General features: G+C 44.1%; 17 protein-coding genes. 13 read left to right on the top strand and 4 right to left on the bottom strand.

The genetic code is table 11. The features are described from left to right. The first annotated feature begins 51 nt into the window (after window positions 1–51). The 12 genes from CLV51_RS00740 (at window position 52) to CLV51_RS00685 (ending at window position 20,379) form a co-directional block, all read left to right on the top strand. The gene (locus CLV51_RS00740; RefSeq protein ID WP_106526101.1) at window positions 52–2,364 is read left to right on the top strand and encodes an NADP-dependent malic enzyme; all 2,313 of its coding nucleotides are present in this window, start codon (window positions 52–54) and stop codon (window positions 2,362–2,364) included. A 68-nt stretch (window positions 2,365–2,432) separates the two neighbouring features. Further along, the gene (locus CLV51_RS00735; protein ID WP_106526100.1) at window positions 2,433–3,464 is read left to right on the top strand and encodes a hypothetical protein; all 1,032 of its coding nucleotides are present in this window, start codon (window positions 2,433–2,435) and stop codon (window positions 3,462–3,464) included. Window positions 3,465–3,526: 62 nt separating this feature from the next. Then, window positions 3,527–4,270: an MlaE family ABC transporter permease gene (locus CLV51_RS00730; RefSeq protein WP_106526099.1), complete on the top strand. Its 744-nt coding sequence runs from the start codon at window positions 3,527–3,529 to the stop codon at window positions 4,268–4,270. A 2-nt stretch (window positions 4,271–4,272) separates the two neighbouring features. After that, on the top strand, window positions 4,273–5,097 hold the full coding sequence (locus CLV51_RS00725) for an ABC transporter ATP-binding protein (RefSeq protein ID WP_106526098.1): 825 nt from the start codon (window positions 4,273–4,275) through the stop codon (window positions 5,095–5,097). Between the two features lie 124 nt (window positions 5,098–5,221). Next, complete coding sequence (gene sucD / locus CLV51_RS00720) at window positions 5,222–6,109, top strand: succinate--CoA ligase subunit alpha (protein WP_106526097.1); 888 nt, start codon at window positions 5,222–5,224, stop codon at window positions 6,107–6,109. A gap of 149 nt (window positions 6,110–6,258) precedes the next feature. Beyond that, complete coding sequence (locus CLV51_RS00715) at window positions 6,259–12,300, top strand: alpha-2-macroglobulin family protein (RefSeq protein ID WP_106526096.1); 6,042 nt, start codon at window positions 6,259–6,261, stop codon at window positions 12,298–12,300. Window positions 12,301–12,411: 111 nt separating this feature from the next. Beyond that, the gene (locus CLV51_RS00710) at window positions 12,412–13,461 is read left to right on the top strand and encodes an NAD(P)/FAD-dependent oxidoreductase (RefSeq protein ID WP_106526095.1); all 1,050 of its coding nucleotides are present in this window, start codon (window positions 12,412–12,414) and stop codon (window positions 13,459–13,461) included. Window positions 13,462–13,587: 126 nt separating this feature from the next. Then, window positions 13,588–15,336, top strand: coding sequence for an aspartate--tRNA ligase (gene aspS, locus CLV51_RS00705; RefSeq protein ID WP_106526094.1), 1,749 nt, complete (start codon window positions 13,588–13,590; stop codon window positions 15,334–15,336). A gap of 323 nt (window positions 15,337–15,659) precedes the next feature. Next, on the top strand, window positions 15,660–16,232 hold the full coding sequence (locus CLV51_RS00700; RefSeq protein ID WP_158266895.1) for a glucosaminidase domain-containing protein: 573 nt from the start codon (window positions 15,660–15,662) through the stop codon (window positions 16,230–16,232). A gap of 23 nt (window positions 16,233–16,255) precedes the next feature. Beyond that, window positions 16,256–17,656 (top strand): SGNH/GDSL hydrolase family protein, encoded by a 1,401-nt coding sequence (locus CLV51_RS00695; RefSeq protein WP_106526092.1) that lies wholly within the window; start codon window positions 16,256–16,258, stop codon window positions 17,654–17,656. Next, on the top strand, window positions 17,628–18,908 hold the full coding sequence (locus CLV51_RS00690) for a GDSL-type esterase/lipase family protein (RefSeq protein ID WP_106526091.1): 1,281 nt from the start codon (window positions 17,628–17,630) through the stop codon (window positions 18,906–18,908). The genes CLV51_RS00695 and CLV51_RS00690 overlap by 29 nt, the downstream gene beginning before the upstream one ends. Beyond that, the gene (locus CLV51_RS00685) at window positions 18,895–20,379 is read left to right on the top strand and encodes an MBOAT family O-acyltransferase (RefSeq protein WP_106526090.1); all 1,485 of its coding nucleotides are present in this window, start codon (window positions 18,895–18,897) and stop codon (window positions 20,377–20,379) included. The genes CLV51_RS00690 and CLV51_RS00685 overlap by 14 nt, the downstream gene beginning before the upstream one ends. A 256-nt stretch (window positions 20,380–20,635) precedes the next feature. On the opposite strand, the gene CLV51_RS00675 is transcribed toward CLV51_RS00685, so the two are convergent. Both CLV51_RS00675 and CLV51_RS00670 read right to left on the bottom strand, forming a co-directional pair. Continuing rightward, window positions 20,636–20,953: a hypothetical protein gene (locus tag CLV51_RS00675; protein WP_146151207.1), complete on the bottom strand. Its 318-nt coding sequence runs from the start codon at window positions 20,951–20,953 to the stop codon at window positions 20,636–20,638. 69 nt (window positions 20,954–21,022) lie between these two features. Beyond that, entirely contained in the window at window positions 21,023–21,373 is a 351-nt protein-coding gene (locus CLV51_RS00670) for a helix-turn-helix domain-containing protein (RefSeq protein ID WP_106526087.1), read from the bottom strand. Window positions 21,374–21,511: 138 nt separating this feature from the next. Between CLV51_RS00670 and CLV51_RS00665 the strand changes: the two genes are divergently transcribed. Continuing rightward, window positions 21,512–22,840 carry an OprO/OprP family phosphate-selective porin gene (locus CLV51_RS00665; protein WP_245898584.1) on the top strand — a complete coding sequence of 443 codons (1,329 nt, stop codon included), beginning with the start codon at window positions 21,512–21,514 and terminating at the stop codon, window positions 22,838–22,840. A gap of 179 nt (window positions 22,841–23,019) precedes the next feature. Here the strand turns inward: CLV51_RS00665 and CLV51_RS00660 are convergent, their stop codons facing one another. Beyond that, on the bottom strand, window positions 23,020–24,069 hold the full coding sequence (locus CLV51_RS00660) for a sensor histidine kinase (RefSeq protein ID WP_245898583.1): 1,050 nt from the start codon (window positions 24,067–24,069) through the stop codon (window positions 23,020–23,022). 168 nt (window positions 24,070–24,237) lie between these two features. Then, the gene (locus tag CLV51_RS00655) at window positions 24,238–24,921 is read right to left on the bottom strand and encodes a response regulator transcription factor (protein WP_106526085.1); all 684 of its coding nucleotides are present in this window, start codon (window positions 24,919–24,921) and stop codon (window positions 24,238–24,240) included. Between the last annotated feature and the right edge of the window lie 236 nt (window positions 24,922–25,157).

The raw sequence follows: 25,157 nt of genomic DNA, 5'->3' as shown, positions 1-25,157 counted from the left end.
TTACCGCAATACTTCGTATATTGCACGCCCAATAACAATCTTTATATTTATATGGCAAGAAAACTGAATAAGCAGGATGCATTGGACTATCATGCAATGGGCAGGCCGGGTAAAATTGAAGTAGTACCTACTAAAAACACTAAGACTCAATGGGATCTCTCTCTCGCCTACTCTCCTGGTGTGGCTGAGCCTTGTAAGGAAATTTTCAACGATGTAGAAAACGTTTACAAATATACAGCAAAGGGAAACCTCGTGGGCGTTATCAGCAATGGTACCGCTGTACTGGGTTTGGGCGATATAGGACCAGAAGCCGGCAAACCGGTGATGGAAGGTAAAGCCGTATTGTTCAAAATATTCGCGGATATTGATGTATTTGATATTGAGTTGAATGCAAAAGATCCGGACAGCTTTGTAGCAGCAGTAAAAGCCCTGGAGCCTACTTTTGGTGGTATCAATCTGGAAGATATCAAAAGCCCGGAGTGCTTCGAAATTGAAGAGCGGCTGCGCAAAGAGTTGAAAATCCCGGTAATGCATGATGATCAGCATGGTACGGCTATTATTTCTGCCGCAGCATTGCTCAATGCATTGGAACTGGTTAAAAAGAAAATAGAAAAAGTAAAACTGGTGGTAAATGGCGCAGGAGCTGCTGCCATGGCCTGTGTTAAGTTATATGTGGCACTGGGTGCCAAACCGGAAAACTTTATCATGTTTGATAAAGACGGTGTACTGAATAAAGACCGTACAGATCTTACCGACAGGCATATGCAATTTGCCACTTCCTCCAAAGTGAAAAACCTGTCGGAAGCAATGAAAGGCGCAGATGTATTCCTGGGTCTTTCTGTAGGAAATGTGGTTACATCGGAAATGGTTAAGAGCATGGCAAAACATCCGATTGTATTTGCGATGGCTAATCCTGATCCTGAAATTGCCTACGAAACAGCAATCGCTGCACGTCCGGATATCATTATGGCAACCGGCCGTTCCGATTATCCTAACCAGGTGAACAATGTACTGGGCTTCCCTTATATTTTCCGCGGAGCACTTGACGTTAGAGCTACCCAAATTAACGAAGCCATGAAACTGGCTGCGGTAAGAGCTTTGGCAGAAATGGCGAAATCCCCTGTGCCTGATATCGTGAACCTCGCTTATAACGAAAGAAGTATTTTCTTCGGACCTAAATATATTATTCCTAAACCGCTGGATCCCCGTTTATTAAGTACAGTGGCACCTGCGGTGGCGAAAGCTGCTATGGAAAGTGGGGTGGCACATCGGCCTATTACGGATTGGGATGCTTACAAACAGGAGCTGAACAGCCGCCTGGGACTGGATAATCAGCTCTTCAGGGTAATAGGTACCAAAGCGCGTCGCGATCCAAGGAAGGTGGTATTTGCGGAAGCAGATAACCTCAAAGTATTGAAAGCAGCACAGGTAGTGAATGACGAAGGGATTGCCCATCCTATTTTGTTAGGCAATGAAGCGCGTATCCGTCAGCTGATGCTGGAAAACTCCATCGAGATTGATGACGTTGTGATCATTGATCCGAAGAGTGATGAAATGCAGGATAAACGTCATCTTTTTGGCGATTTATTCTTTGAAAAGCGCAAGCGTAAAGGCTTTAATCTTTATGAAGCAAGAAAAGTAATGCGTGAGCGTAACTATTTTGGTTGTATGATGGTGGAAACAGGAGAGGCGGATGCGCTGATCTCTGGTCTTACCCGTAAATATCCTGATACCATCCGTCCTGCGCTGCAGGTGATTGGTATGGAAGAAGGTGTGAAGCGTGTAGCGGGTATGTACATCATCCAAACTAAACGCGGACCTCTATTCCTGGCTGATACCACGGTGAACTTCAACCCCACTGCGGAAGAGCTGGCAGACATCACCCTGATGGTAGCCAAGGAAGTGAAACATTTTAATATGACGCCGCGTATTGCGATGTTGTCGTACTCCAACTTTGGCAGCAGCCAAACCCCGGAAGCGCAACTGATGAGCAAGGCACGCGAAATCGTAAAACAGCGTGATCCATCACTGATCGTAGATGGTGAAATCCAGGCAGCGATGGCCTTTAACAAGGAGATCCTGAAAGATAACTATCCGTTTACAGAATTGATGGAAGAAGAAGTAAATACCCTCATCTTCCCTAATCTTGCTGCCGGTAATATTGCGTATAACCTGTTACAGGAAGTAGCAGGCTTTGATGCCATCGGACCAATCCTGTTGGGCATGAAAAAGCCGGTACATATTCTTCAACTAGGCAGTACCGTTAGACAGATTGTGAACATGGTAAATATCGCTGTGGTAGATGCGCAGGAGAAATGCTGCAGAGACATAGAAAACAAAGACAAGAAGAAAAAAAAGAAATAATTTTAAAGAGATAATAAAGTAGCAATGGTCCTGGCTTAGCCGGGACCATTTTTGTTTTATATTTATGTATGCAAAATATTTCCCGGAAGAAAATATTCTTTCCTATTAATGCTGCTTTCCGCAACTATCTCAAAATGTATGAGCGGGAAATAAAATTGCCGTTAACGTACCAGGAATTGCGTTATTATGATCAGTCTATATCGGTATATGATAAAGAAGGGAAAGATACTTTATGGGAAACAGTGTTTTATCCACAGAGTATGGTAGGCCCTATTCATGCTGGTTTAAAGCGTATATACTCCATACTTAAAGCGGGTGGCGACCAAACGGCAGAAGAACACCTGCATATTGAGCGCATCGACTATTGCACATTTGGTAATTCACATCCGTTCCGTATCAAAATAGTGAATAACTACAACGAAGTATATGACTATTTCTATATCAAAATAGCCGATGCATCCCGTATCTATGGCCTGGAGCTGGAACATATCCTGTCGCCTTACTGGATGAACTTCCTGGTGGATGGCAATACACTTGTGGAAGAACATATAGCCGGGGTACCAGGTGATCAGTTCATTCTGCATTACCTGGATCGCCTGGATTTTAATCCGAAACGTATCGCCAAAGAATTTGTAAAATTTAATGAGCGCTGCTTTGTACGGTTATTGGGAGATATGCGGTCCTATAATTTTGTTTTTGATATCACGCCGGATTTTGATGATGTACAGTTCCGTATACGTGCCATAGATTTTGATCAGCAGTTTTACGAAGGCAGACGTACTTTATATATGCCGCAGTATTTTAAAGAGAACCGCGTGTTTGTGGACCTGGCAATAAAACACCTGAATGCAGAAGTAGTAAAACAATATCAACAGGAAGAGCGTGCCGTTATTGCACGTCGTATAAAAGTGCAGCGTCACCGCATCAAAGACCTGCGGGACGTGATTATGACGGATCGGGTGTCTTTTCCTGAAAAGATCCAGCAGCTGGGAGATGAGCTGGCAGAATATTATCATGACACTGTTTTCTCCCGTTGTAAAACGATGGGTGAAATTATCGAGCGTAGTTTGAAACGTTTGTTGGTGAGTAGTTTGCGTTAAGCCCTTTATAAAATCTTAAATTAGGATATGATTGGCAAAATCCTTCCTATCTTTGGTCAGCTATGGAGTTCAAATTCTTCTATCATTTCGGAAACTTCCTGCTCATGCTTAAAGGCATGTTTTCCCGTCCGGAAAACATGAAGATGTACTGGAAGCAATTTATGCAGCAGTGTGTGGATATCGGCGTAGGCTCGTTCGGGATAGTGTTTATTATTTCCCTGTTTATGGGAGGTGTAACCACTTTACAAACAGCCTATCAGTTGGTGAGTCCTATTATACCCAAGAGTACCATCGCACAGGTGGTGCGGGATACTATTATCCTGGAGTTTGCACCTACCCTTACCTGTATTGTACTGGCGGGTGTAATTGGTTCAAAAATAGCATCGGAGCTGGGTAATATGCGTATCTCAGAACAAATTGATGCCCTGGAAATTATGGGTATCAATACAAAAGGATATCTCATTGCCCCTAAAATAATGGGCGCTGTATTGATGATACCTGTGCTGGTAGCTATCGCAGGATTCCTTGGTATATGGGGCGGTAAAGAAGCCGGTGTATTATCAGGGATCATTTCAGAAGAACAGTTTATGCAGGGGCTCCGACAAGAGTTTAAGGCTTACAACGTATTTTTTGCGATGGCCAAATCATATACTTTCGGATTTATCATTGCCAGTGTATCTGCTTATTATGGGTATAATGTAACGGGTGGCGCACTGGAAATAGGTAAAGCCAGCACCACTGCCGTAGTAGTAAGCTGCGTGCTGATATTATTCATGGACTACGCATTAACGGCAATATTACTGTAATCATGATTGAACTGCAAGACATAAAAAAAGGCTTTGCTGATAAGGAAATATTGAAGGGGGTATCGGCGGTAATGGAGTCAGGTAAAGTAAACCTGATCATTGGCGCCAGCGGCAGCGGCAAAACAGTGATGATGAAATGCATCGTGGGACTAATGGGAGTAGGCAGCGGTAAAATCCTGTATGACAATCAGGACTTCACGGCTATGGACGATAAAGAAAAGAAAGTAGTCCGCCAGGAAATTGGCATGTTGTTCCAGGGCTCCGCCTTATTCGATAGTATGACAGTGGAACAAAATGTAATGTTTCCCCTGGATATGTTTGGTAAAGGCACCCTGAGAGATAAGAAAAAGCGGGTAGCAGAATGCCTGGAACGTGTACAACTGATGGAAGCAGCTAAGAAATTCCCTGCAGAAATCAGCGGTGGTATGAAAAAGCGGGTAGGTATTGCCCGTGCTATTGTACTGAATCCAAAGTACCTGTTTTGTGATGAACCCAACTCCGGCCTTGACCCACAAACCTCCCTCCTTATAGATAAGCTCATTACTGAATTAACGAAGGAATATAACATTACAACCGTTATCAATACCCATGATATGAATACAGTAATGGAAAGCGGCGACCATATTGTATATATGTACCAGGGGCAGAAACAATGGGAGGGTAGTAACAAAGACATCATTTTCAGCAAAGACCAGAAACTGAATGACTTCATTTTTGCCTCCGAATTCTTACGGGAAGCCAAAGAAATGCGGCAGCTGGACATATTTAAAGACAACAAGTGGCGTGACCAGCTGAAGAATAAAGAGGGGAATGCCTCCGGTAAATAGAAATTTCCGGCTTAAATGATAGCTTTATCATAAAGGCACTAAATTGCAGAATTATAGAAATCGGCTTATTTTTGCCGTCCGGAGAATTAAACATATAATATAATAAACCAATAAAACAACCGCGATGAGTGTTTTAGTTAATAAGGATAGTAAAGTGATTGTTCAGGGATTTACTGGTACTGAAGGTACATTCCATGCTACACAGATGATTGAATACGGTACCCAGGTAGTGGGTGGTGTTACGCCGGGTAAAGGTGGCAGCACACATCTGGAGCGCCCTGTGTTCAATACAGTGGCCGATGCGGTGAAAGCAACCGGTGCAAATGTTTCCATCATTTTTGTACCTCCGGCTTTTGCAGCTGATGCAATCATGGAAGCTACTGAAGCAGGTATAGCCCTGGTGGTATGTATCACAGAAGGCATTCCTGTACAGGATATGATCAAAGCTAAACACTTCCTGCAGGGTACATCAACCCGCCTCATCGGGCCAAACTGCCCCGGCGTTATCACTGCTGATGAAGCTAAAATAGGTATCATGCCAGGTTTTATCTTCAAAAAAGGTAAAATCGGGATCGTATCTAAATCAGGTACCCTGACTTATGAAGCGGCCGACCAGGTTGTAAAAGCTGGTTTAGGTGTTTCTACAGCTATCGGTATCGGTGGAGATCCAATCATTGGTACCCCCACTAAGGATGCGGTAGAACTGCTGATGAATGATCCTGAAACAGAAGGTATCATCATGATCGGTGAAATTGGTGGTAGCATGGAAGCAGAAGCTGCTTACTGGATCAAAGCAAACGGTACTAAGCCTGTAGTAGGCTTCATTGCTGGTCAGACTGCGCCTCCGGGTCGTCGTATGGGCCACGCCGGTGCTATCATTGGTGGTGCAGAAGATACTGCTGCTGCAAAAATGAAGATCATGGCAGAATGTGGTGTTCACGTAGTAGACAGCCCTGCTAACATTGGTAAAACAATGGCGGAAGTGCTGAGCAAAAAAGTTGCGCTGGCATAGTAATCTGCTGACAAAATATTAAAAGTGAAAAGTGAAGCGGAATAATTCCATCACTTTTCACTTTTTTTTTACCCCCATTATGGAAACCCGGCTCTTACCTGCATCCTGTATAAAATAAGTATCTTACTTACAGTAAATAACGATCCTATATGCGTTTGTTCATCGGAATATTCATTGTTTTAATCTTTAGCAGCAATAAAATAATGGCCCAATATAATTACGACAATTCCTGGAAGAAAATAACAGGACTGGAAGCCAAAGGATTACCCAAATCGGCACTCGAAGTGGCAAATGAGATCTATGCACATGCTGTGAAAGACAAAGCTGAAGTACAACAGATTAAAGCACTTATCTTTCAGCTGAAGTATAATGCTGTTATTAACGACAGCAGTACTTTGCAGAACCTGACAAGAATTGATCAGGAAATTGCAGCTGCTACCGGCGGCGCCCGTGCATTATTGCAAAGTATAAAAGCAGAAATGCTGCTTCGTTATCTGCAAAATAACCGTTACAAATTCTACAACCGCACGGCTATTGCGAATGATGAAGGCAAAGACGTAAGCACCTGGGGCCTGGAGCGGCTCAACCAGGAAATTACGGCTGCCTACCAGTCTTCCTTATCAGAAAAGGCATTACTGGAAAAAATAAACATTGCCGCCTTTGACCCTATTATAGTGAAAGGGAAAAATACCCGCTCCTTACGGTCAACACTATACGATTTGCTGGCACATCGTGCACTGGATTATTTTAAGTCCGGAGAAGAGAATGTAAATAAACCTGAACATCAGTTTGAACTGGAAGATCCGGCTGCATTTGCGCCCGCTGCTACTTTTGCAGCGCACCACTTTGTAACTGCCGATTCTTCTTCCCTGCAATACCACGCCCTGCTAATATTACAGGAACTGATCCGGTTGCATGAAAATGAGAAAGCTGCTTTGCTGGATGTAGACCTGGAAAGAGTGCAGTATATGTACCAGGTAGCAGTAATGGAAAACAAGGAAACATTGTACCTGCAGGCGCTGGATCAACTGCTGCTGGCGTATGAAGGTCAGAAAGAAGTTACCGGTGTACTGCAATTACAGGCAAGTCACTACCTGCAAAAAGGCACATCTGAAGCAGCAGGGAACGGAGACGCCATGAAAAAAGCTAAAGCCCTTTGTGAAAAAGCGGTGCAGCTGGCTCCCAAATCCATTGGTGGCGCAGCATGCGCTGCTATGCTGGATCAGATCGCAGAAAAATCCCTGGAACTGGTTACCGAAAAGGTGAATGTGCCTTCACTGCCTTTCCGCACACTCGTAAGATATAAGAACATCAACAAGATCTACCTCCGCATAGTGAAGGTAGATGAAGATTTCCTGAGGGCTTTACGCAAAGCACAAAACAACTACCAGGATCAGGACAACGGCTATTGGAAAATGATACTTGACAAATCCGCCCTGAAAACGTGGGAACAGCCACTACCTGATCCACAGGATTACATTATCCATAAAACAGAAATTAAGATTGATGGATTACCGGTGGGGCATTATATGCTGTTATCCAGCGTGGATCCGGCCTTTCGCCTGGAGAATAACCCGGTATCGATGCAGCTGACCTGGGTGTCCAGTATCAGCTATATTGAAAATAATACTACTTATTATGCCCTGGATCGTACTAGCGGTAAGCCTTTGGAAGGCCTGCGGTTGAATGTAATGGCCAATGTCAGCAATAATGATGGGGAGAACTGGAAAGTACAGCAAACTGCCGTTACTGCAAAAGATGGTAGTGTGAACATTGTTCCGAATGATGACCGTGGCCGTAGTATACGGCTGCAGTGGAAAGGGGAGCAGGGTGAGCTGTATATGGATGAATACAAGTATTTCTACACAACAAATAATAACGATCATCCTGTTGTTGCTAAAACCTTCCTGTTTTCCGACAGAAGCATTTACAGGCCAGGTCAAACGATCTATTTTAAAGGGATTGTGCTCAAAAACCGGCTGCATGAGCCATTGAGTGATATACTGTCCGGTTACCAAACCACCCTGTACTTGTATGATACCAATGGCGAAAAGGTAGATTCCATGCAGGTGAAAACAAATGATTTTGGTGCGTATTCCGGAAAATTTGTACTGCCGGAAGGCCGCATGAACGGTAGTTTCAGCTTACGGGATCAAACGGCCAATGGATACCTGTCTTTCCAGGTAGAAGAATATAAACGCCCTAAATTTTATGTGGCGTTTGATACGGTGAAAAATAGTTATCGTATAGGCGACACTGTTACCACAACTGCAAAAGCACTGGCATATGCCGGTAATAATATAGACGGCGCCACTGTAAAATACAGGGTAGAGCGGAGAGTAAGATTCCCTTATCCATGGCTGTTTTGGAAGATATCTATGCCATATGGATCTTCCCGCGAAATTGTACATGGGGAAACTACTACAGATGCCAACGGTACTTTCACCGTTAAGTTCCCCGCATTAAATGATAAGACGGTAGATCCTGCTACCAAGCCCATTTTTACTTATGTGGTGCATGCAGATGTCACTGATTTGAATGGAGAAACACGTAGTGGAAATCAATCCGTCAGCGTTGGTTATCAATCCATGGAAATAACCCTGAATATGCCGGAACGGTTGGAGCAGAAAGACTTACAGCAGGTAGAGATCTTCACAAAAAACCTCAATGGTGCTTTTGAACAAACTACTTTATCTGTACAGTTAAAACCACTCGATCCTAACAAACGTTTACTGCGCCCACGTTATTGGGAAGTTGCGGATCAGTTTGTGATGAACGAGGCAGAATATATTAAAGTATTTCCGGTAGATATTTATAAAGATGAAGATGCACAGAAAAACTGGCCGCGAAAAGCTGCTGTTATGGAGGAAAGCTTTGCCAGCAGCCCTGCTGGTAAGGTAGCATTGAATGCTAAAAAACTGGCGCCGGGTTTCTATGAAATGGAGGTAAGTGCAAAAGATAAAAACGGCGTACTGGTTATTCAGAAAACTACTTTTGAACTGATAGACGTAGATGCGAAATCATTGTCTGCACCAGCATACCTGTGGCTCTATCAGCCAGAAGCCACTGCACAACCAGGAACTACTGCCAGCATATTATTTGGTACAGCTGCGAAAGACCTGAACGTATTGCAAACAATCGGACATGTTGAAAATAAAGAAAGTCGTACTAACCTGGATCTGTCATCTCTCAAAAAACTGGAATACCCGGTAACGGAAAATGACAGAGGTGGTATGCAGATCGGTTATGTATTTGTAAAAGATAACCGCCTCTTTACTGTACAGCAAAGTATTAGTGTACCATGGGATAACAAAACGCTGAATGTTAAACTGGGTACGCATCGCGACAAATTATTACCTGGCGAAAAAGAAAAATGGACCGCTCAGATATCTGGTTACAAAGGAGATAAGGTAGCTGCAGAAATGCTGGCTTCTATGTATGATGCGTCGCTGGATGCATTCAGACCACATTCCTGGGCTGTGCCATCTATCTATCCTTATATGTATGGGGTGTTGCGATTTAACGGAACGGGTAATTTCGGTATGGATGTATCAGAATTGCTGTATCTGAAGCACGATAAAGATTACGTAAGTAATGATAAATCATATGATGAACTGAACCTGTTTGGATGGATGATGGATGAAATCCGCAGAAGAGATGTGATGTATGAATCAGTTAAAGGTGGCGCACGGAAGCCTGCTCAGGCGCGTATGATGATGAAAAGTAATAAGGCAGATGCTGTAATGGCTTACGCTGCAGCTCCGGCACCAGCATCATTGCAAGGGAGGGTTGCCGGAGTGGCCCTGGATTCCGCTCCTCAAAAGGAAGAAGCCGTACCAAAAACAGATAATACCGATAACATCACCATCCGCAAAAACTTCCAGGAAACGGCTTTCTTTTTCCCGGATCTGCACACCGACAAAGAAGGCAATATTTCCTTTGAGTTTACTGTGCCGGAAGCCCTCACCAAATGGAACTTCCAGGGCCTTGCCCATACGAAGGACCTGTCATTTGGTGCTGTGAACACCAGCATTGTTACACAAAAAACGTTAATGGTGCAGCCTAATGCGCCCCGCTTTGTACGTGAAGGCGATAAAATTGAATTCACTGCTAAGGTGAGCAACCTGTCGGATACTTTGCTCATTGGACAGGCACACCTGGAACTGCTGGATGCTACTACCATGCAGCCGGTAGACGGATGGTTCCAGAACATTTTCCCGGTGCAGCACTTTACCGCCAAAGCCGGACAAAGTACCCTGGTTACTTTCCCATTGCAGATACCGCACGGGTTCCAGAGTGCGCTGATTTACCGCATTACTGCGCAGGCAGGGAGTTTCAGTGATGGAGAAGAAAACGCATTGCCGGTATTGATCAACTCCATGTTGGTAACAGAATCAATGCCATTGCCGGTTCGTGGAGATGGTAAACATAATTTTACTTTCGACAAATTATTGCATAGCGAGGCCTCGCAAACGTTGCGTCAGCATGCAGTAACGGTAGAATATACCAGCAATCCGGCCTGGTACGCTGTACAGGCGTTGCCATACCTGATGGAGTTCCCTTATGAATGTGCGGAACAGGTATTTAATCGTTACTACGCTAATGCACTGGCTACACATATTGTAGACGCCACACCTGGTATAAAAGCAGTGTTTGAAAAGTGGAAAATAACAGATACTGCTGCATTACAAAGTAATCTGCAAAAGAATGAAGAACTGAAATCGGTATTGCTCCAACAAACGCCATGGGTGCTGGAAGCAAAGAATGAAGCAGAACAGAAAAAGAATATTGCGCTGCTGTTTGACCTGCAACGTATGCAGCGGGAAAGAAAATCAGCATTGACGCAGTTAGCCGCTAAACAATTACCCAACGGTGCTTTCTCCTGGTTTACCGGTATGTGGGAAGATCGTTTTATCACGCAGTATATTTTAGCCGGCATCGGTCACCTGCAACAACTGGCTACCATTAAGGATCCGGAAGCCATGACAATTGCCAACAAGGCAATGGATTACCTGGATAGACAATTGGACAAAGACTATTATGCATTAATAAAGAGTAAGGCTAATCTGAAGGAACAACACCTCAGTGAGATACAGATTCATTACCTGTATGCACGTAGTTTCTTCAATCGCCCTGTACCTGCGGAGATGCACAAATCATTTGATTATTACAACGCGCAGCAGCAACAATTCTGGACCAAACAGAACCGTTATTCACAGGGTATGATAGCGTTGTCGCTCTTCAGAAAAGGAGACCAGGTAACACCAAAGGCTATATTAAAATCGCTGAAAGAAAATGCGATGAATAATAAAGAAATGGGGATGTACTGGAAAGATGTAACCGCTGGTTATGGCTGGCAGCAGGCTCCCATTGAAACGCAGGCATTGCTCATTGAAGCATTTGAAGTAGCAGGAAAAGAGGCAGATGCGGTAACTGATATGAAAACATGGTTGTTGAAAAACAAACAAACCAACAATTGGCACACCACCAAAGCCACTGCGGACGCTTGTTACGCTATGTTGCTGAATGGCAGCAACTGGTTGGCAGCTAATCCGGAGGTAACTATTCAACTGGGTAACAAAACAATCAAACCTGTTGCTACAGAAGCTGGTACCGGTTATTTCAAACAGCGTATTGATGGCAAAGATGTGAAACCTGATATGGGTAACATCAGCGTAACAATAAAGGATAGCAAAGGTCAGCCATCATGGGGCGCAGTGTACTGGCAGTACTTTGAAGAGCTGGATAAAATCACTTCCGCTAAAACACCACTGGTGCTGGAAAAAGAATTATTTAAAGAAGTGAATAGTGATAAAGGTCCGGAACTCACTAAAATAAACGAAGGCAATGAGCTGAAAGTGGGTGATAAAGTGAAAGTACGTATAGTACTGCGTGCCGATAGAACTATGGAATACATCCACCTGAAAGACATGCGGGCGGCTTGTTTTGAGCCAACGAATGTAATCAGTGCCAGCAAATGGCAGGATGGTTTAAGTTATTATGAAAGCACCAAAGATGCTTCTACCGACTTTTTCTTCAGTTACCTGCCTAAAGGCACCTATGTATTTGAGTATACATTGTTCGTTACGCATCAGGGTAAATTCTCTAACGGCATCAGCACTGCTCAGTGTATGTATGCACCGGAGTTCAGCGCACATAGCGAGGGGTTGAATGTGAAGGTGAGTGAGTAGCTTTTAGCAGTTAGCGATTAGCTCTTAGTAAAAATGCAGCGCAGATTATCTGCGCTGCATTTTTACTAAGAGCTAATCGCTAACTGCTAAAAGCTATATTTTCGCATTATCATGAAGAAAGTAGATTACCTCATAGTAGGACAGGGAATTGCGGGCACTATGCTAAGCTGGTTTTTACTACAGGCAGGGAAAAAAGTGATTGTAATAGATGATGCCAAAGCCAATAGCGCTTCCCGCGTGGCGGCGGGCATCATTAACCCGGTGTCGGGTCGCCGTTTTGAACCGGCGTGGTTATACGATACGCTTTATCCTTTTGCAAAAGCTACTTATCTGCAACTTTCGGCGTTACTGGAGGTGCCTGTTTTTACGGAGCGGGAACTATGGACGGTATTTCCCTCGCAGCAGATGCGGGATGCTTTTCTGACCAAAACTACCGGTGATGCCTATACGGAATTACCATCCGCATTAAAATACGAAGCTTTCCTTGATCAGCCGTATGGTGCTGCTATTGTAAAAGGGGCCACGGTGAATCTGCGTGCCTTGCTGCCGGCTTACCGCCGGTATTTACAGGAAAGGGAGTCCTTACTGGAGCAGCATCTTGATCTGACTTCCCTGGAGGTTACTGCTACTCATGTATTATATGGAGATGTCCAGGCAGATAAGATTATTTTTTGTGATGGGGTAGCTACTACTGGTAACCCCTTCTTCAGTAATATTAAATTTTTACCTAATAAGGGAGAGGTATTATTAGTTAAAGTTCCTGGCCTGGTTACCACAGACATTATTAAAAAAGGAATCACGCTTGTTCCACAGGAACCGGAATTATTCTGGGCAGGTTCTTCTTTCGTTTGGGATTATGAGAACGACCATCCTACTGCCAGGCAGCGGGAAATACTGGAAAAGAGCCTTCAACAGCTTTTAAAGCTCCCGTATGAGGTGCAGGACCAATTGGCGGCCGTTCGTCCTTCTGGTAATGACCGGCGTCCTATAGCCGGCCTTCATCCGGAATACCCAGCCATCGGCATATTTAACGGGCTGGGAACCAAAGGTTGCTCGCTGGCGCCCTTTATGGCGGCTCATTTTGTTGATGTGCTCGCTGCTAACGCCCTGCTGATGCCGGAAATAGACGTGCGCAGATATTTTAACATACTTCGGGGGTAAAATGCCCGATTCAAACCGTATCTTTGCCCCCCTTATGGTATAAGTGAACAACTGGATAGTGGTCATAAACAGCTGGCAGCTCATTCCGTATTTTCAACCATAAAACTAACTAAATCAATTATTTGCATGTATAGGACGCACACTTGCGGGGAATTACGAATGGAACAGGTGGGCCAGGAGGTAACTTTGGCCGGATGGGTACAGACAGTAAGAAAGTTTGGCAGCATCAATTTTTTTGATCTGCGCGACCGCTATGGTATTACTCAATTATTATTCGGGGAAAGCCTGAATACCAAACTGGATGCACAGCCGCTGGGCCGTGAATTTGTGATCCAGGTAAAAGGCACCGTAACCGAGCGTTCCAATAAAAATAAAAACATCCCTACTGGTGAGATCGAAATCACGGTGAGCGATTTTACCATCCTCAATGCGGCTAAAACACCGCCGTTTACTTTGCAGGATGATACTGACGGAGGTGACGAGCTGCGTATGAAATACCGCTACCTCGATCTCCGCCGCAATATTGTAAGACAAAACCTGGAACTGCGTTATAATGTAGGTCGTGCTGCACGCAACTATCTGCATACTGCCGGCTTCCTGGATATTGAAACGCCTTTCCTGATCAAGTCTACACCAGAAGGTGCACGCGACTTTGTGGTGCCTAGCCGTATGAACGCCAATGAGTTCTATGCACTGCCACAATCGCCGCAAACTTTCAAGCAATTGCTGATGGTGAGTGGATTTGATCGTTACTACCAGATCGTGAAGTGTTTCAGGGATGAGGATCTACGCGCAGACCGGCAGCCGGAGTTTACACAGATCGACTGTGAGATGAGTTTTGTAGAACAGGAAGATATTCTGAGAACTTTTGAAGATATGGTGAAACATATCTTCAGAGAAATAAAAGGAATTGAGTTTGCCGAATCCTTCCCGCGCATGACCTGGGAAGATGCCATGGAATTTTATGGTAACGACAAACCCGATATCCGCTTTGAAATGAAGCTGGTAAACCTGAACGATACCGTGAAGGAAAAAGGCTTCAAAGTGTTTGATGAGGCAGAGCTGGTGGTAGCAATTGCTGCCAAAGGCTGTGCTGAATACACACGTAAACAGCTGGATGAGCTGACAGAATGGGTTAAACGTCCGCAGATAGGTATGAGCGGACTCATCTATGTGAAGTATAATACAGACGGCACACTGAAGAGTTCGGTGGATAAGTTTTTTGATGAAGGACAGTTAAAATTATGGGCGCAAAAATGTCAGGCGCAACCCGGAGATCTGATCCTGGTGCTGGCCGGCAAGGAAGAGCGCACTCGTAAGGCTGCCAGCGAACTCCGTCTTGAGATGGGTGAACGCCTCGGTTTCCGCAACAAAAACGACTTTAAACCGTTGTGGGTAATAGACTTTCCGCTATTCGAGTACGCAGAAGAAGAAAACCGTTGGGTGGCACGTCACCATCCGTTCACCTCGCCCAAACCAGAGCAGATTGCCCTGATGGACGATCCTTCCCAATACGCTAAAATTAAGGCTAACGCCTACGATATAGTATTAAACGGCACAGAAGTAGGTGGTGGTTCTATCCGCATCTTCCAGCGCGATTTACAACAAAAAATGTTTGCTGCGCTTGGAATGAGTAAAGAAGAGGCAGAACATAAATTTGGCTTCCTGTTGGGTGCATTTGAATATGGTGCACCGCCACACGGAGGTATCGCCTTTGGATTTGACCGCCTGTGTTCGCTGTTAGGTGGCAGTGAGGGTATCCGCGACTTTATCGCCTTCCCGAAAAACAACTCCGGACGCGATGTAATGCTGGATGCGCCTGGTGAAATTGATCAGGTACAGCTGAATGAGTTAAAGATCAGCCTGGTAAAGTAGCTGTTAGCATTTAGCTGTTAGCGATTAGTTTAACTAAAAGCTAAATGCTAACAGCTGATTACCCGGCATAGTCTTTGCAAGTAGCGGGTGCTTTTGTAGCTAAATCCCCTTTGGTATGGCAAGTCGCCGCACCAAAGGGGATTGCCACAATTATAAGGTACAATATTTTTAACAAGAAATTAACGAGCGAGATAAGGATAGAGAAGAGACGTATTATCTAAATTTTTAAAGTAATATTGCGGTGTGATCATCGTCGATATGTGAGGTAAGAAATGATGCTGAAAACAAAGAAGAAACTATCACCTGATACTAAAAATACTACCATGAAGAGGTCAACATTCTTTAAGAGGCAAGTATGGTTATGTGCGGTGTTATTATTGCTAATGCTCAGCAATGTTGGGTTTGCACAGCAAACCACAAACAGTTATTTGAAAAAATACAAACCGGTATCTGTAGAATTAATGCAGGAAACAGGTATACCCGCGAGCGTAATTCTGGGTGTAGCTATGCTTGAATCAGGCACCGGAACCAGTAGAAATGCTAAATTATTGCATAACCATTTTGGCATAGTTGGAAGTAATAGCATGGCTAAGATCAAGCCTGGACACCATTCTGTGTACAAGCAATATGTAACTGATCTGGCTTCCTATGAGCATTTTGTAGAACTATTGGCCAAAAAGAAATGGTTTGGCCAGGTGAAAGGTAACCCACAATTCACTGTATGGCTCCAAAAAATGAATCATAGCGGTTATTCCTCTGCAGGTCATGAATGGATAAGAAGAGTAACATCTATTATTAACCGTTATAAACTGTATAAGCTGGACGCGGGCATGGATAGCGTGGCAACGGAATCATCTACATGGTTAACCGTGGGCATGCCGGCCAACGAACGGTGATGTGCTAACAGATTTTTAAAACTATGTCCGGCAAAAACAAGTCTGCCTATCCGTTCTATATTATAGTAGGTACATTAATCTGTCTGGTGGGGCTTTCACAGCTCAATTACACCTTTTCATATAAAGATTTTCAATTCCGGAAGCTGGACATGTTGTCAGATTTGAGAACATCATCCCCGGATAAACAAAAGCTTACTGCTGTTAAAGACAGCAGTAAGCTTTCTGGTTTAGACAGCACTGCCACTCCCGCTAAAAACAATATTCCAAACCCCGACAATACACATGATTTCATGTCGTATAGCGGCATCATGGAATATGCATCGCCTGTACCCGGCGATACAATTGTTGGGATGAAGCATTTCCTTGCCGTACTGAAAGAACTCAAAGAAGGTAAGCGCAGGAAAGTGCGTATTGCCTACTTTGGCGATTCCATGATTGAAGGAGATCTCATCACCGGTGATCTGCGCGACAGTCTGCAAAGCTTCTTTGGAGGAGCAGGCGTGGGCTTTGTGCCAGTAACCTCTGTGGTGGCTTCTTTCAGAACTACTATCACCCATACTTTTTCTACCGACTGGAAAGATTATCATTATAAAAATGCACCGCCGGCCAGTGTTACACTGGGTTTGTCTGGTCATACTTTTTTACCAGGTGGCAACAGCTGGGTGAAATATTCACCGGTGAAAAAGCCACGCCTGGACAAGTTCCGGGAGGTATCTGTATTATACGGTCCGGCTACTGCGGAAACTATCAATATTAACGATAAAGCCTATACGCTTTCAGGCAGCCAGCCTGTAAACAGATTGGATCTGGAACAGGACACTGCACAGCCTTCGCTGATGCTCAGGTATGCAGGTAATACTGCCATGCCTTTCTATGGCGTTTGTTTTGAAAGCGGCAATGGTGTTTATGTAGATAACTATTCTTTCAGAGGCATCAGTGGTGTGGAGCTGGGACACTTATCAGCAGATATGGTTCGTCGTATGCAGCAGGAACGCCCTTATGACCTGGTAGTGATGCACTACGGCGCCAATGTACTGTTTCGGCCTGAGCTGACAGACTACAGCTGGTACCAGCGCCCCATGAAAAAAGTAATGGATTCATTGCGTCAGGACCTGCCGGCAACCTCTTTCCTGATTATCGGAACTGCAGATAAATCTTACAGAAAAACCGACAAATACATAACAGCACCAGGTGTAGGAGCATTATTGAAAGTACAGCACGAACTGGCAGCAGATCACGGTACTGCCTACTGGAACCTCTTTGCTGCTATGGGTGGAGAAGGCTCTATGGTGAAATGGGTAGAAGGAGATACGGTACTGGCCAACAAAGATTATACACACTTTAACAGACAGGGAGCGGCCAGGGTGGGGGCGCTGCTGTATAAAGCTATTATGAATGAATACAGGCTGGCACAACAACCTTAAAAAGGGATTGGTAGCAGGGCTTGCGCTGTTACTCACCGGTATTACTACTTATGCACAACAGGTAAACGTTAACAACATTCAGCAGGACACTGCTTTATACACTGTTTTTCACGCTTTCTCTGCAGCAGATAGTAATGTAATATCCATTTTGCATTTGGGTGATTCACACGTACAGGCAGGCTATTTTCCGCTGAGCACCGGCACGCTGTTGCAGCAACAGTTTGGCTATGCGGGCAGAGGATATGTTTTTCCGTACAGCGTGGCTGGTACCAATGGCCCGGAGGATTTTAAGTGGAGCAGCACTGTGAGATGGCAGTCGGAACGGGTAGTTGATCGTAACAAATCAACTGTACTGGGCCCGGGCGCTATTACCATCAGCACCCAGAACAATGCGCCTGCGCTGTCTTTCAGCGGTAAGCCGGATGCGGGCATGGACAATAATTTCCGTAAAGTAAAGTTGCTGTACGATGCGGGTAATACCAACAGCACTGTGGTAGTACCTGATGCGGAAGTAACGGTAACGGCTACACCGTTTCCCGGTTCTTCTACCATAAGCATGGCTACACTGAACTTTCAGCAAACATCTTCCTCCTTCCAGGTAAGATGGGAAGGTACCGGCAGCGGACCATTCCGCTTTTACGGTGCAGTGATGGAAAATGGCCATAATGGTATATTGTACCATAGCATTGGTATCAACGGTGCCATGTATCAGCAGTACAATGAAGTAAATAACACTCTGCTGGCCCAGATGGCGGTATTACAACCCCAACTGGTGATCATCTCCCTGGGTACAAATGAAGCCTATGGCCGGTTAGACCCGCTGGCATTCAGGAATGAAATTGATAAAACAGTTCAACTCATCCGGCAGCAGAACCCATCCGTAAATATTTTACTGACTACACCACCGGATTGTATGCGCGTAGTGCATAAGGCTACCCGTAAAAAGATCGGTAAAAGGAAATACAGAACAATATATCATACCGCCTATTATCCTAATCCGTATATCTCCATGGTAACGCAACAGTTGATGGGATATGCAAAACAGCACGGCATTGCCTGCTGGAATTTTAATGCAGTAAATAAAGCGCAGAAAGATAGATTTGCAGGAGCCTGGGCGCCAGACCATATACATTTTAATGCGAGAGGATATCAGTTACAAGGACAATTATTATATGAAGCATTACAACAATCCTACTCACATTATTTAAAGCAAATAAAGAAAAATTCAGTTACTCCCGATGATCAACATTAATAAGCTGTTATCCGAGCTGTTGTACGATCCTAAAGATCCTGTGCTATTTAACAGCGCATTCTTTTTTTATTTCTTTGCCATGTTCCTGCTTTGTTATCTCGCCGTTAGCAAAAGCAAAACAGCCCGCGTATGGGTGTACACCGTTTTTTCGCTGTTCTTCTTTTATAAAGCTTGTGGCTATTATGTAGGACTGGTCATACTTTCAGCGATTGTGGATTTTAATTTATCCCGGTGGATTCATCGCACTCCCAGTAGAACGGTGAAGAAATCATTGCTCATATTCAGTATCCTGCTCAATATAGGATTACTGTTTTATTTCAAGTATACCGACTTCTTTATCGGTATTATCAACGATCTCTCTGCAGGACATATTTCTCCGTTACACCTGATGTTACCGATTGGTATCTCCTTCTATACATTTGAAAATCTGAGTTATACGATAGATGTTTACCGGGATGAAATAAAACCGGTGAATAATTTCATGGACTATCTCTTTTTCCTTTCTTTTTTCCCGAAACTGATGATGGGCCCCATTGTACGGGCGGCAGATTTTATTCCGCAGATATCAATGCCTTATCGCCTCAACTCCGAAGATATGGGCAAAGGCATGTACCTGATTATGGGTGGATTGTTTAAGAAGATAGTGATATCGGATTTTATCTATCAGAATTTTGTACAATTTATTTTTGATGATCCGAGCAAACATACTGGCCTGGAATGTCTCATTGGCGTTTATGGATATGCGCTGGTTATCTATTGTGATTTCTCCGGGTATTCTGATATGGCCCTGGGTATTGCGCGCTGGACCGGATTTAAGATTCCTGCCAACTTTGATTCTCCTTACCAAAGCTCGTCTATCACTGAGTTCTGGCGCCGCTGGCATATTTCCTTGTCCAGCTGGTTGCGTGATTACTTATACATTCCGCTGGGAGGCAACCGTAAAGGCAAAGTACGTCAGTTTATCAACCTGGCACTCACTATGCTCATAGGTGGTTTCTGGCATGGCGCCAGCTGGAACTTCATATTCTGGGGAGCATTACACGGCACCGCACTGGCTGTTGATAAAGTGCGTATAGACTGGCTAAAGAAGAAGAAAACTGTGATTACCGGTTGGAAAGCCACGCTGTTAAAGGTAGCGGGTGTATTGATAACCTTCCACTTTGTATGTTTCTGCTGGGTGTTTTTTAAGGCCTCCACTTTCCATGATGCATGGGCGCTGATACACCAGGTGATGTTCGACTTCCAGCCTGGTATTGCGATGGAGTTGTACAATGGTTATACTGCTGTGTTCTGGATAATAATCCTGGGTTTTGTACTACATTTCCTGCCGGCTAAAGCAGAATTTTCTATCGAAAGATTACTGGGACGTATACCCGTTGCCGGTAGTGTTGCCATCATGGTTACCTTCATATGGCTGCTGGTGCAGGTGAAGAGTACACAACCGATGATGCCGATATATTTCCAGTTTTAGCCTTTAGCTTTTAGTAAAAATGCAGCGGAGAAAGAAATCTCTTCGCTGCATTTTTACTAAAAGCTAAAAGCTAATCGCTAAAAGCTGCGCTTACCTCCTCTGCCAGGGGATGAAAATCTCACAATCATCCTGCCCTGTAAGAGATATAAAAAAATGATTGCTACTCATCTTGAAATAGCCTGCTCTGCAGCTGCTGTTAATAAATTCGTAAATCGGTAAACCGGCTGCGGCAAAACTCATAGGGGCTGCCAGTTTTTTAATAGGTGCCACCGGCTACTTGTTTGGTAAGCAGGCCAAAAGGCTCCTGGAAGCTCAGCTGTATCTGCAGATGAGCCATATCGTATGTTTGGGTTGCGGGTACGAGGATGCCTATATACATCAACATTCTGGCGTAAGAAGTAACGGGCACAATATCCAGTGTGCCGGTAATGACCATCGCACCGGGCAGCGACAGCGATGTTTTGATGGCTGTGAGTTGCTGCTGATAGAGGCCCATATATTCCAGGAGGCTTTTTATTGGATCATTATTGCGGGGAAGAATATTGTAGTACAGCATATAATCAGACAACCACACATCTTCCGTTTTGTCTGGGGTAAAGATTTTGTTTTGCTGATCTTCATGAGGAGCTGTGATTATCCTGTTTCATTGGGAATGATGTATCCTGTTGCGAAAAGAAGTTGGGGAGTCATTGAATAATTCCCGGAAAGCCTTGGAAAAACCGGCATTGGTGTAGCCGCAAAGTTCGCTGATTGTTCTGATACTGTAATCACTGTGCCGGAGATAGCCTGCACCCGCTTCCAGTCTGCGGCGTTTGGCAAAGTGCATGTAAGATTCCCCGCACATATCCACAAACTTATGGGAAAAATTGTCGGTAGATTCCTGAAGCAATGCCGCCACTGTTTTGAGATCCCGCTGCCCAAACGGATCATCATGTGATAAAGAAATATCCAGTTGGATCTTCTTTTCCCAATGATTAATAGTTGACAATTTCATGCTTAGGCCGATTTTGAGGATTGATTCTAATCTACTCAGATTGAAATTTTACAGATCCATTCTGATGCAAGTGAACGTGCATTAACAAATTGTTAACTAAATTAAATAGTTCTTTTGCGCAATAATTTTTTAGAGCTGATGCGAATAACCAAAATCTTTGTGATTGCCGTTTTGTTGTTGTGTTCTACGGTGGTGGCCCGTGCACAGTTTCTGATGGATATGATTGATACCACCACAGAATTGGGAAAGGGTATGATATCGATGTATCAGAAGTATGATGCCCTGCGTTTTAGCGGCTATATTCAACCACAATTTCAGATGGCGCAGGCAAGAGGAGCCAGCAGCTATGCCGGTGGTGATTTTCCTCCCGCTGTGGATAACCGTTTTATGCTGCGTCGTGGGCGTATACGGGTTGATTATGAGCGCTACAACAAGGATAATATGCCTCTTGTGCAGTTCGCCTTTCAGTTTGATGGTACAGAAAGGGGCGTTTTTATCCGTGACTTCTACGGTCGTTTTTTTGAAACTAAATTTAATGTGCTGTCATTGGCTGCTGGTATGTTTGCACGCCCTTTTGGCTATGAGGTAAATCTTTCCTCTGCCGATCGTGAAACACCGGAGCGTGGGCGTATGTCGCAAATCCTGATGAAAACGGAGCGCGACATGGGCGCTATGGTGTCTTTTGAACCCCGGCGTAAGGATCATCCACTCAGCTTCCTGAAGATAGACGCGGGGTTATTTAACGGGCAGGGATTAACCGGTCCCAATGATTTTGACAGCCACAAGGACTTCATAGGCCGCATTGCCATTAAACCCTGTAAGATCAGGGGCACCAACTACCTGTTGTCTGCCGGCGTATCCATTTTGTATGGTGGTATGGAGCAGTTTACCCAGTACATTAATACCATGGGCACTGTAAATGGGAAACCAGGATATACCGTGGATTCTGCTGCTGGCAATGTGGGCAAAATAGCGCCCCGTCATTATTTTGGAGCAGATATACAATTGAAGATACCCAATGGCCCCGGCAAGGGCAGTACCCAATTCCGGGCAGAATATATCCGTGGTAAGCAAACCGCTACAGCATTGACTACTGAAACGCCCGGCATCATTCCACTTACCCCACAAGGCAAGCCACAGCCTTTATATATCCGGAATTTTGATGGTGCTTATTTGTACTTTCTCCAGAACCTTGGCAGCGATAAACACCAGGTGGTAGTGAAATACGATTGGTATGACCCCAATAAAGACGTAAAAGGAAAAGATATCGGTATGCCTGGCGCGGGACTAACTGCTGCGGATATACGTTATAATACCCTCGGTGTAGGTTACCTGTATTATGCCAACGAACACCTCAAATTTATGTTCTACTACGACTGGGTAACCAACGAATCTACTGAACTGGAAGGGTATAAAAAAGATCTGAAAGACAATGTGTTGACGTGCAGGATCCAGTATAGGTTTTAAGCAATGTTTGTCTTTCCCGGGATTAGACTGATTATGCTGATTTTATTTTTGATTTAAAAAAGATTAGCGAAGATCGAAGCGGACATACTCGCTTTAATCTTCGCTAATCTTTTTAAATCTATCTAAATCAAAAAAATAAAATCAGCATAATCAGTCTAATCCTGGGAAAGACAATCTCTTTACTCTCTTCCGGACTCCATCGTAAATCCAAACGTACTGCCTATTTCCGGCTTACTACGTACTGTTATAGACTGATCATGCGCTTCCACAATATGTTTTACGATGGCCAGTCCCAAACCGGTACCGCCAATGTCACGACTGCGTGCACGATCTGTACGATAGAAGCGCTCAAATACGCGTGGCAGGTGGTCTTCAGACATTCCAATGCCGTCATCTGATATTTCTACCAATACACGTTTACCATCCATGCTGTAGATGCTGGCAATGGTGTGACCATCGGGTTTACCGTATTTGATAGAGTTATCTACCAGGTTGATAAGCACCTGCCGGATCTTTTCCTTATCGGCCAGTACTGGTTGTGGTGCTTCGCAACCCTTTTTGATATTGAATTTGATGCCTTTGGTATTGGCCTTCAGCGACAATGTATCAAATACATCTTTCACCAGGTCCTGTATGATAAATACTTCACTGTTGATCGTCATTTCTCCGCTTTCCAACTTGGATATTTCATCCAGGTCATCGATCAGGCGACATAAACGATCAATGTTTTTGGTAGCATTTTTCAGGAAAAGCTTATTTACAGTGGGGTCCTCCAATGCACCATCCAATAGTGTGTGGATGTAGCCCTGTACCGCAAAGATGGGCGTTTTAAGCTCATGCGAAAGGTTCAGCAGGAATTCCTTTCTGAACTCTTCATTGCGGCGGAGATTGTCCAGTTCCTCTTTCTTCTGACTGGCCCATTTCTCTACATCTTCACTTACCTCTTCAATCGTTTTTAAAGGAAGAATATTCTTCTGAAAGAACTCTTCTCTTTTCGATGCCTTGGTTTGATAAATGAATTTATAGATCAGCTTTATCTTCCTGTAAATAAAATTCTGCAGGGTGTAAAGATACAGGTAGTAGGACACAAGAAAGGTCAGCACAAACGCACCCACCACAACCTTCCAGTTGCCATCTACTACGAGGCTGCCCAATGCTATTATGGCTGATATTATCAGGGCTGTAAATCCCGCTAACTTCTGCGGGGATAGATTTTTTGCTTTAAACATACTCCAAAGTGAGTAATTAGTATAATAGTGGGAAATTACTTTAAATTTTTTACTTGCCATAAAAAAGCAGTTAGCTATTAGCTTTTAGCCATTAGCAAACTTATGTTTTGGTGGAAATTATGCAGAAAGGATACCGATCAGAAATGACTAACAGCTAAAGGCTAACAGCTACATTTCAAATTTATAACCTACTCCCTTCACCGTAGTGATCAGGTCGATGCCTATTTTCTGGCGGATCTTACGGATATGCACGTCAATGGTGCGGTCGCCCACAATTACTTCTGTGCCCCACACCTGGTTTAAAATTTCATTGCGCAGGAATACACGACCGGGTTTGGATGCGAGCAACTGCAACAATTCAAATTCTTTTTTAGCGAGAATGATTTCCTGGCCTTTGTAGGTAACCGTGTATTTTTCGCGGTCAATGATCAGGTCGCCCAGCGTTACACGTGTTTCTTCAGGTTTGTGCAGCCGGCGGAAGAGCGCATTGATCCTGCTTACCAGCAATTTGGGTTTAATGGGTTTGGCGATGTAATCATCAGCACCCATATTCAGGCCATCAACTTCTGATTTCTCATCATTGAGTGCTGTTAAAAATAACACCATAGTATCTTTGAACTCAGGGATTTTCCTGATTTCACGGCAGGTATCAATTCCGTTTTTATTCGGCATCATGATATCCAGCATAATCAGATCCGGTCTGAATATTTTTGCTTTCTGGATAGCCTCGCTGCCGTCTTTGGCGGTTACTGTATCGTAGCCCGCTGTTTTAAGGTTGTAGCTGATGATTTCTAAAATATCCAGCTCATCATCTACTACCAGTATTTTTCCTGCAACCGCTTGGTCTATCATAAATTTTGCTTTTAAAAAGACGGGACAAAATTATAAAGCCATTCCCGTGATTAATGTAAAATTAACATTATGAAATTGTTAATTCAATATCAGCCTAGTTTCCAGTGGTCTATGGCAAGTTACATCAAATAATAATTGAAGGCCGATATGTATATTATTCGCTATCCGTAGCCGGGTGATTGTTATGATGATGCCTCCATTCAAAATTTATTATCAAAACTGCTTTTATGACAGCT

Source organism: Chitinophaga niastensis (assembly GCF_003014755.1).
In the GTDB taxonomy this organism is placed as follows: domain Bacteria; phylum Bacteroidota; class Bacteroidia; order Chitinophagales; family Chitinophagaceae; genus Chitinophaga; species Chitinophaga niastensis.
Note: the sequence above shows the minus strand (reverse complement) of the source record. Positions and strands in the feature narration are given on the sequence as shown.

Bases quoted from the DNA above. Each gene is read 5' to 3' on its own strand.
- CLV51_RS00740 (WP_106526101.1), top strand. From the start codon at position 52: ATGGCAAGAAAACTGAATAAGCAGGATGCATTGGACTATCATGCAATG.
- CLV51_RS00735 (WP_106526100.1), top strand. From the start codon at position 2,433: ATGCAAAATATTTCCCGGAAGAAAATATTCTTTCCTATTAATGCTGCT.
- CLV51_RS00730 (WP_106526099.1), top strand. From the start codon at position 3,527: ATGGAGTTCAAATTCTTCTATCATTTCGGAAACTTCCTGCTCATGCTT.
- CLV51_RS00725 (WP_106526098.1), top strand. From the start codon at position 4,273: ATGATTGAACTGCAAGACATAAAAAAAGGCTTTGCTGATAAGGAAATA.
- sucD (WP_106526097.1), top strand. From the start codon at position 5,222: ATGAGTGTTTTAGTTAATAAGGATAGTAAAGTGATTGTTCAGGGATTT.
- CLV51_RS00715 (WP_106526096.1), top strand. From the start codon at position 6,259: ATGCGTTTGTTCATCGGAATATTCATTGTTTTAATCTTTAGCAGCAAT.
- CLV51_RS00710 (WP_106526095.1), top strand. From the start codon at position 12,412: ATGAAGAAAGTAGATTACCTCATAGTAGGACAGGGAATTGCGGGCACT.
- aspS (WP_106526094.1), top strand. From the start codon at position 13,588: ATGTATAGGACGCACACTTGCGGGGAATTACGAATGGAACAGGTGGGC.
- CLV51_RS00700 (WP_158266895.1), top strand. From the start codon at position 15,660: ATGAAGAGGTCAACATTCTTTAAGAGGCAAGTATGGTTATGTGCGGTG.
- CLV51_RS00695 (WP_106526092.1), top strand. From the start codon at position 16,256: ATGTCCGGCAAAAACAAGTCTGCCTATCCGTTCTATATTATAGTAGGT.
- CLV51_RS00690 (WP_106526091.1), top strand. From the start codon at position 17,628: ATGAATACAGGCTGGCACAACAACCTTAAAAAGGGATTGGTAGCAGGG.
- CLV51_RS00685 (WP_106526090.1), top strand. From the start codon at position 18,895: ATGATCAACATTAATAAGCTGTTATCCGAGCTGTTGTACGATCCTAAA.
- CLV51_RS00670 (WP_106526087.1), bottom strand. From the start codon at position 21,373: ATGAAATTGTCAACTATTAATCATTGGGAAAAGAAGATCCAACTGGAT.
- CLV51_RS00665 (WP_245898584.1), top strand. From the start codon at position 21,512: ATGCGAATAACCAAAATCTTTGTGATTGCCGTTTTGTTGTTGTGTTCT.
- CLV51_RS00660 (WP_245898583.1), bottom strand. From the start codon at position 24,069: ATGTTTAAAGCAAAAAATCTATCCCCGCAGAAGTTAGCGGGATTTACA.
- CLV51_RS00655 (WP_106526085.1), bottom strand. From the start codon at position 24,921: ATGATAGACCAAGCGGTTGCAGGAAAAATACTGGTAGTAGATGATGAG.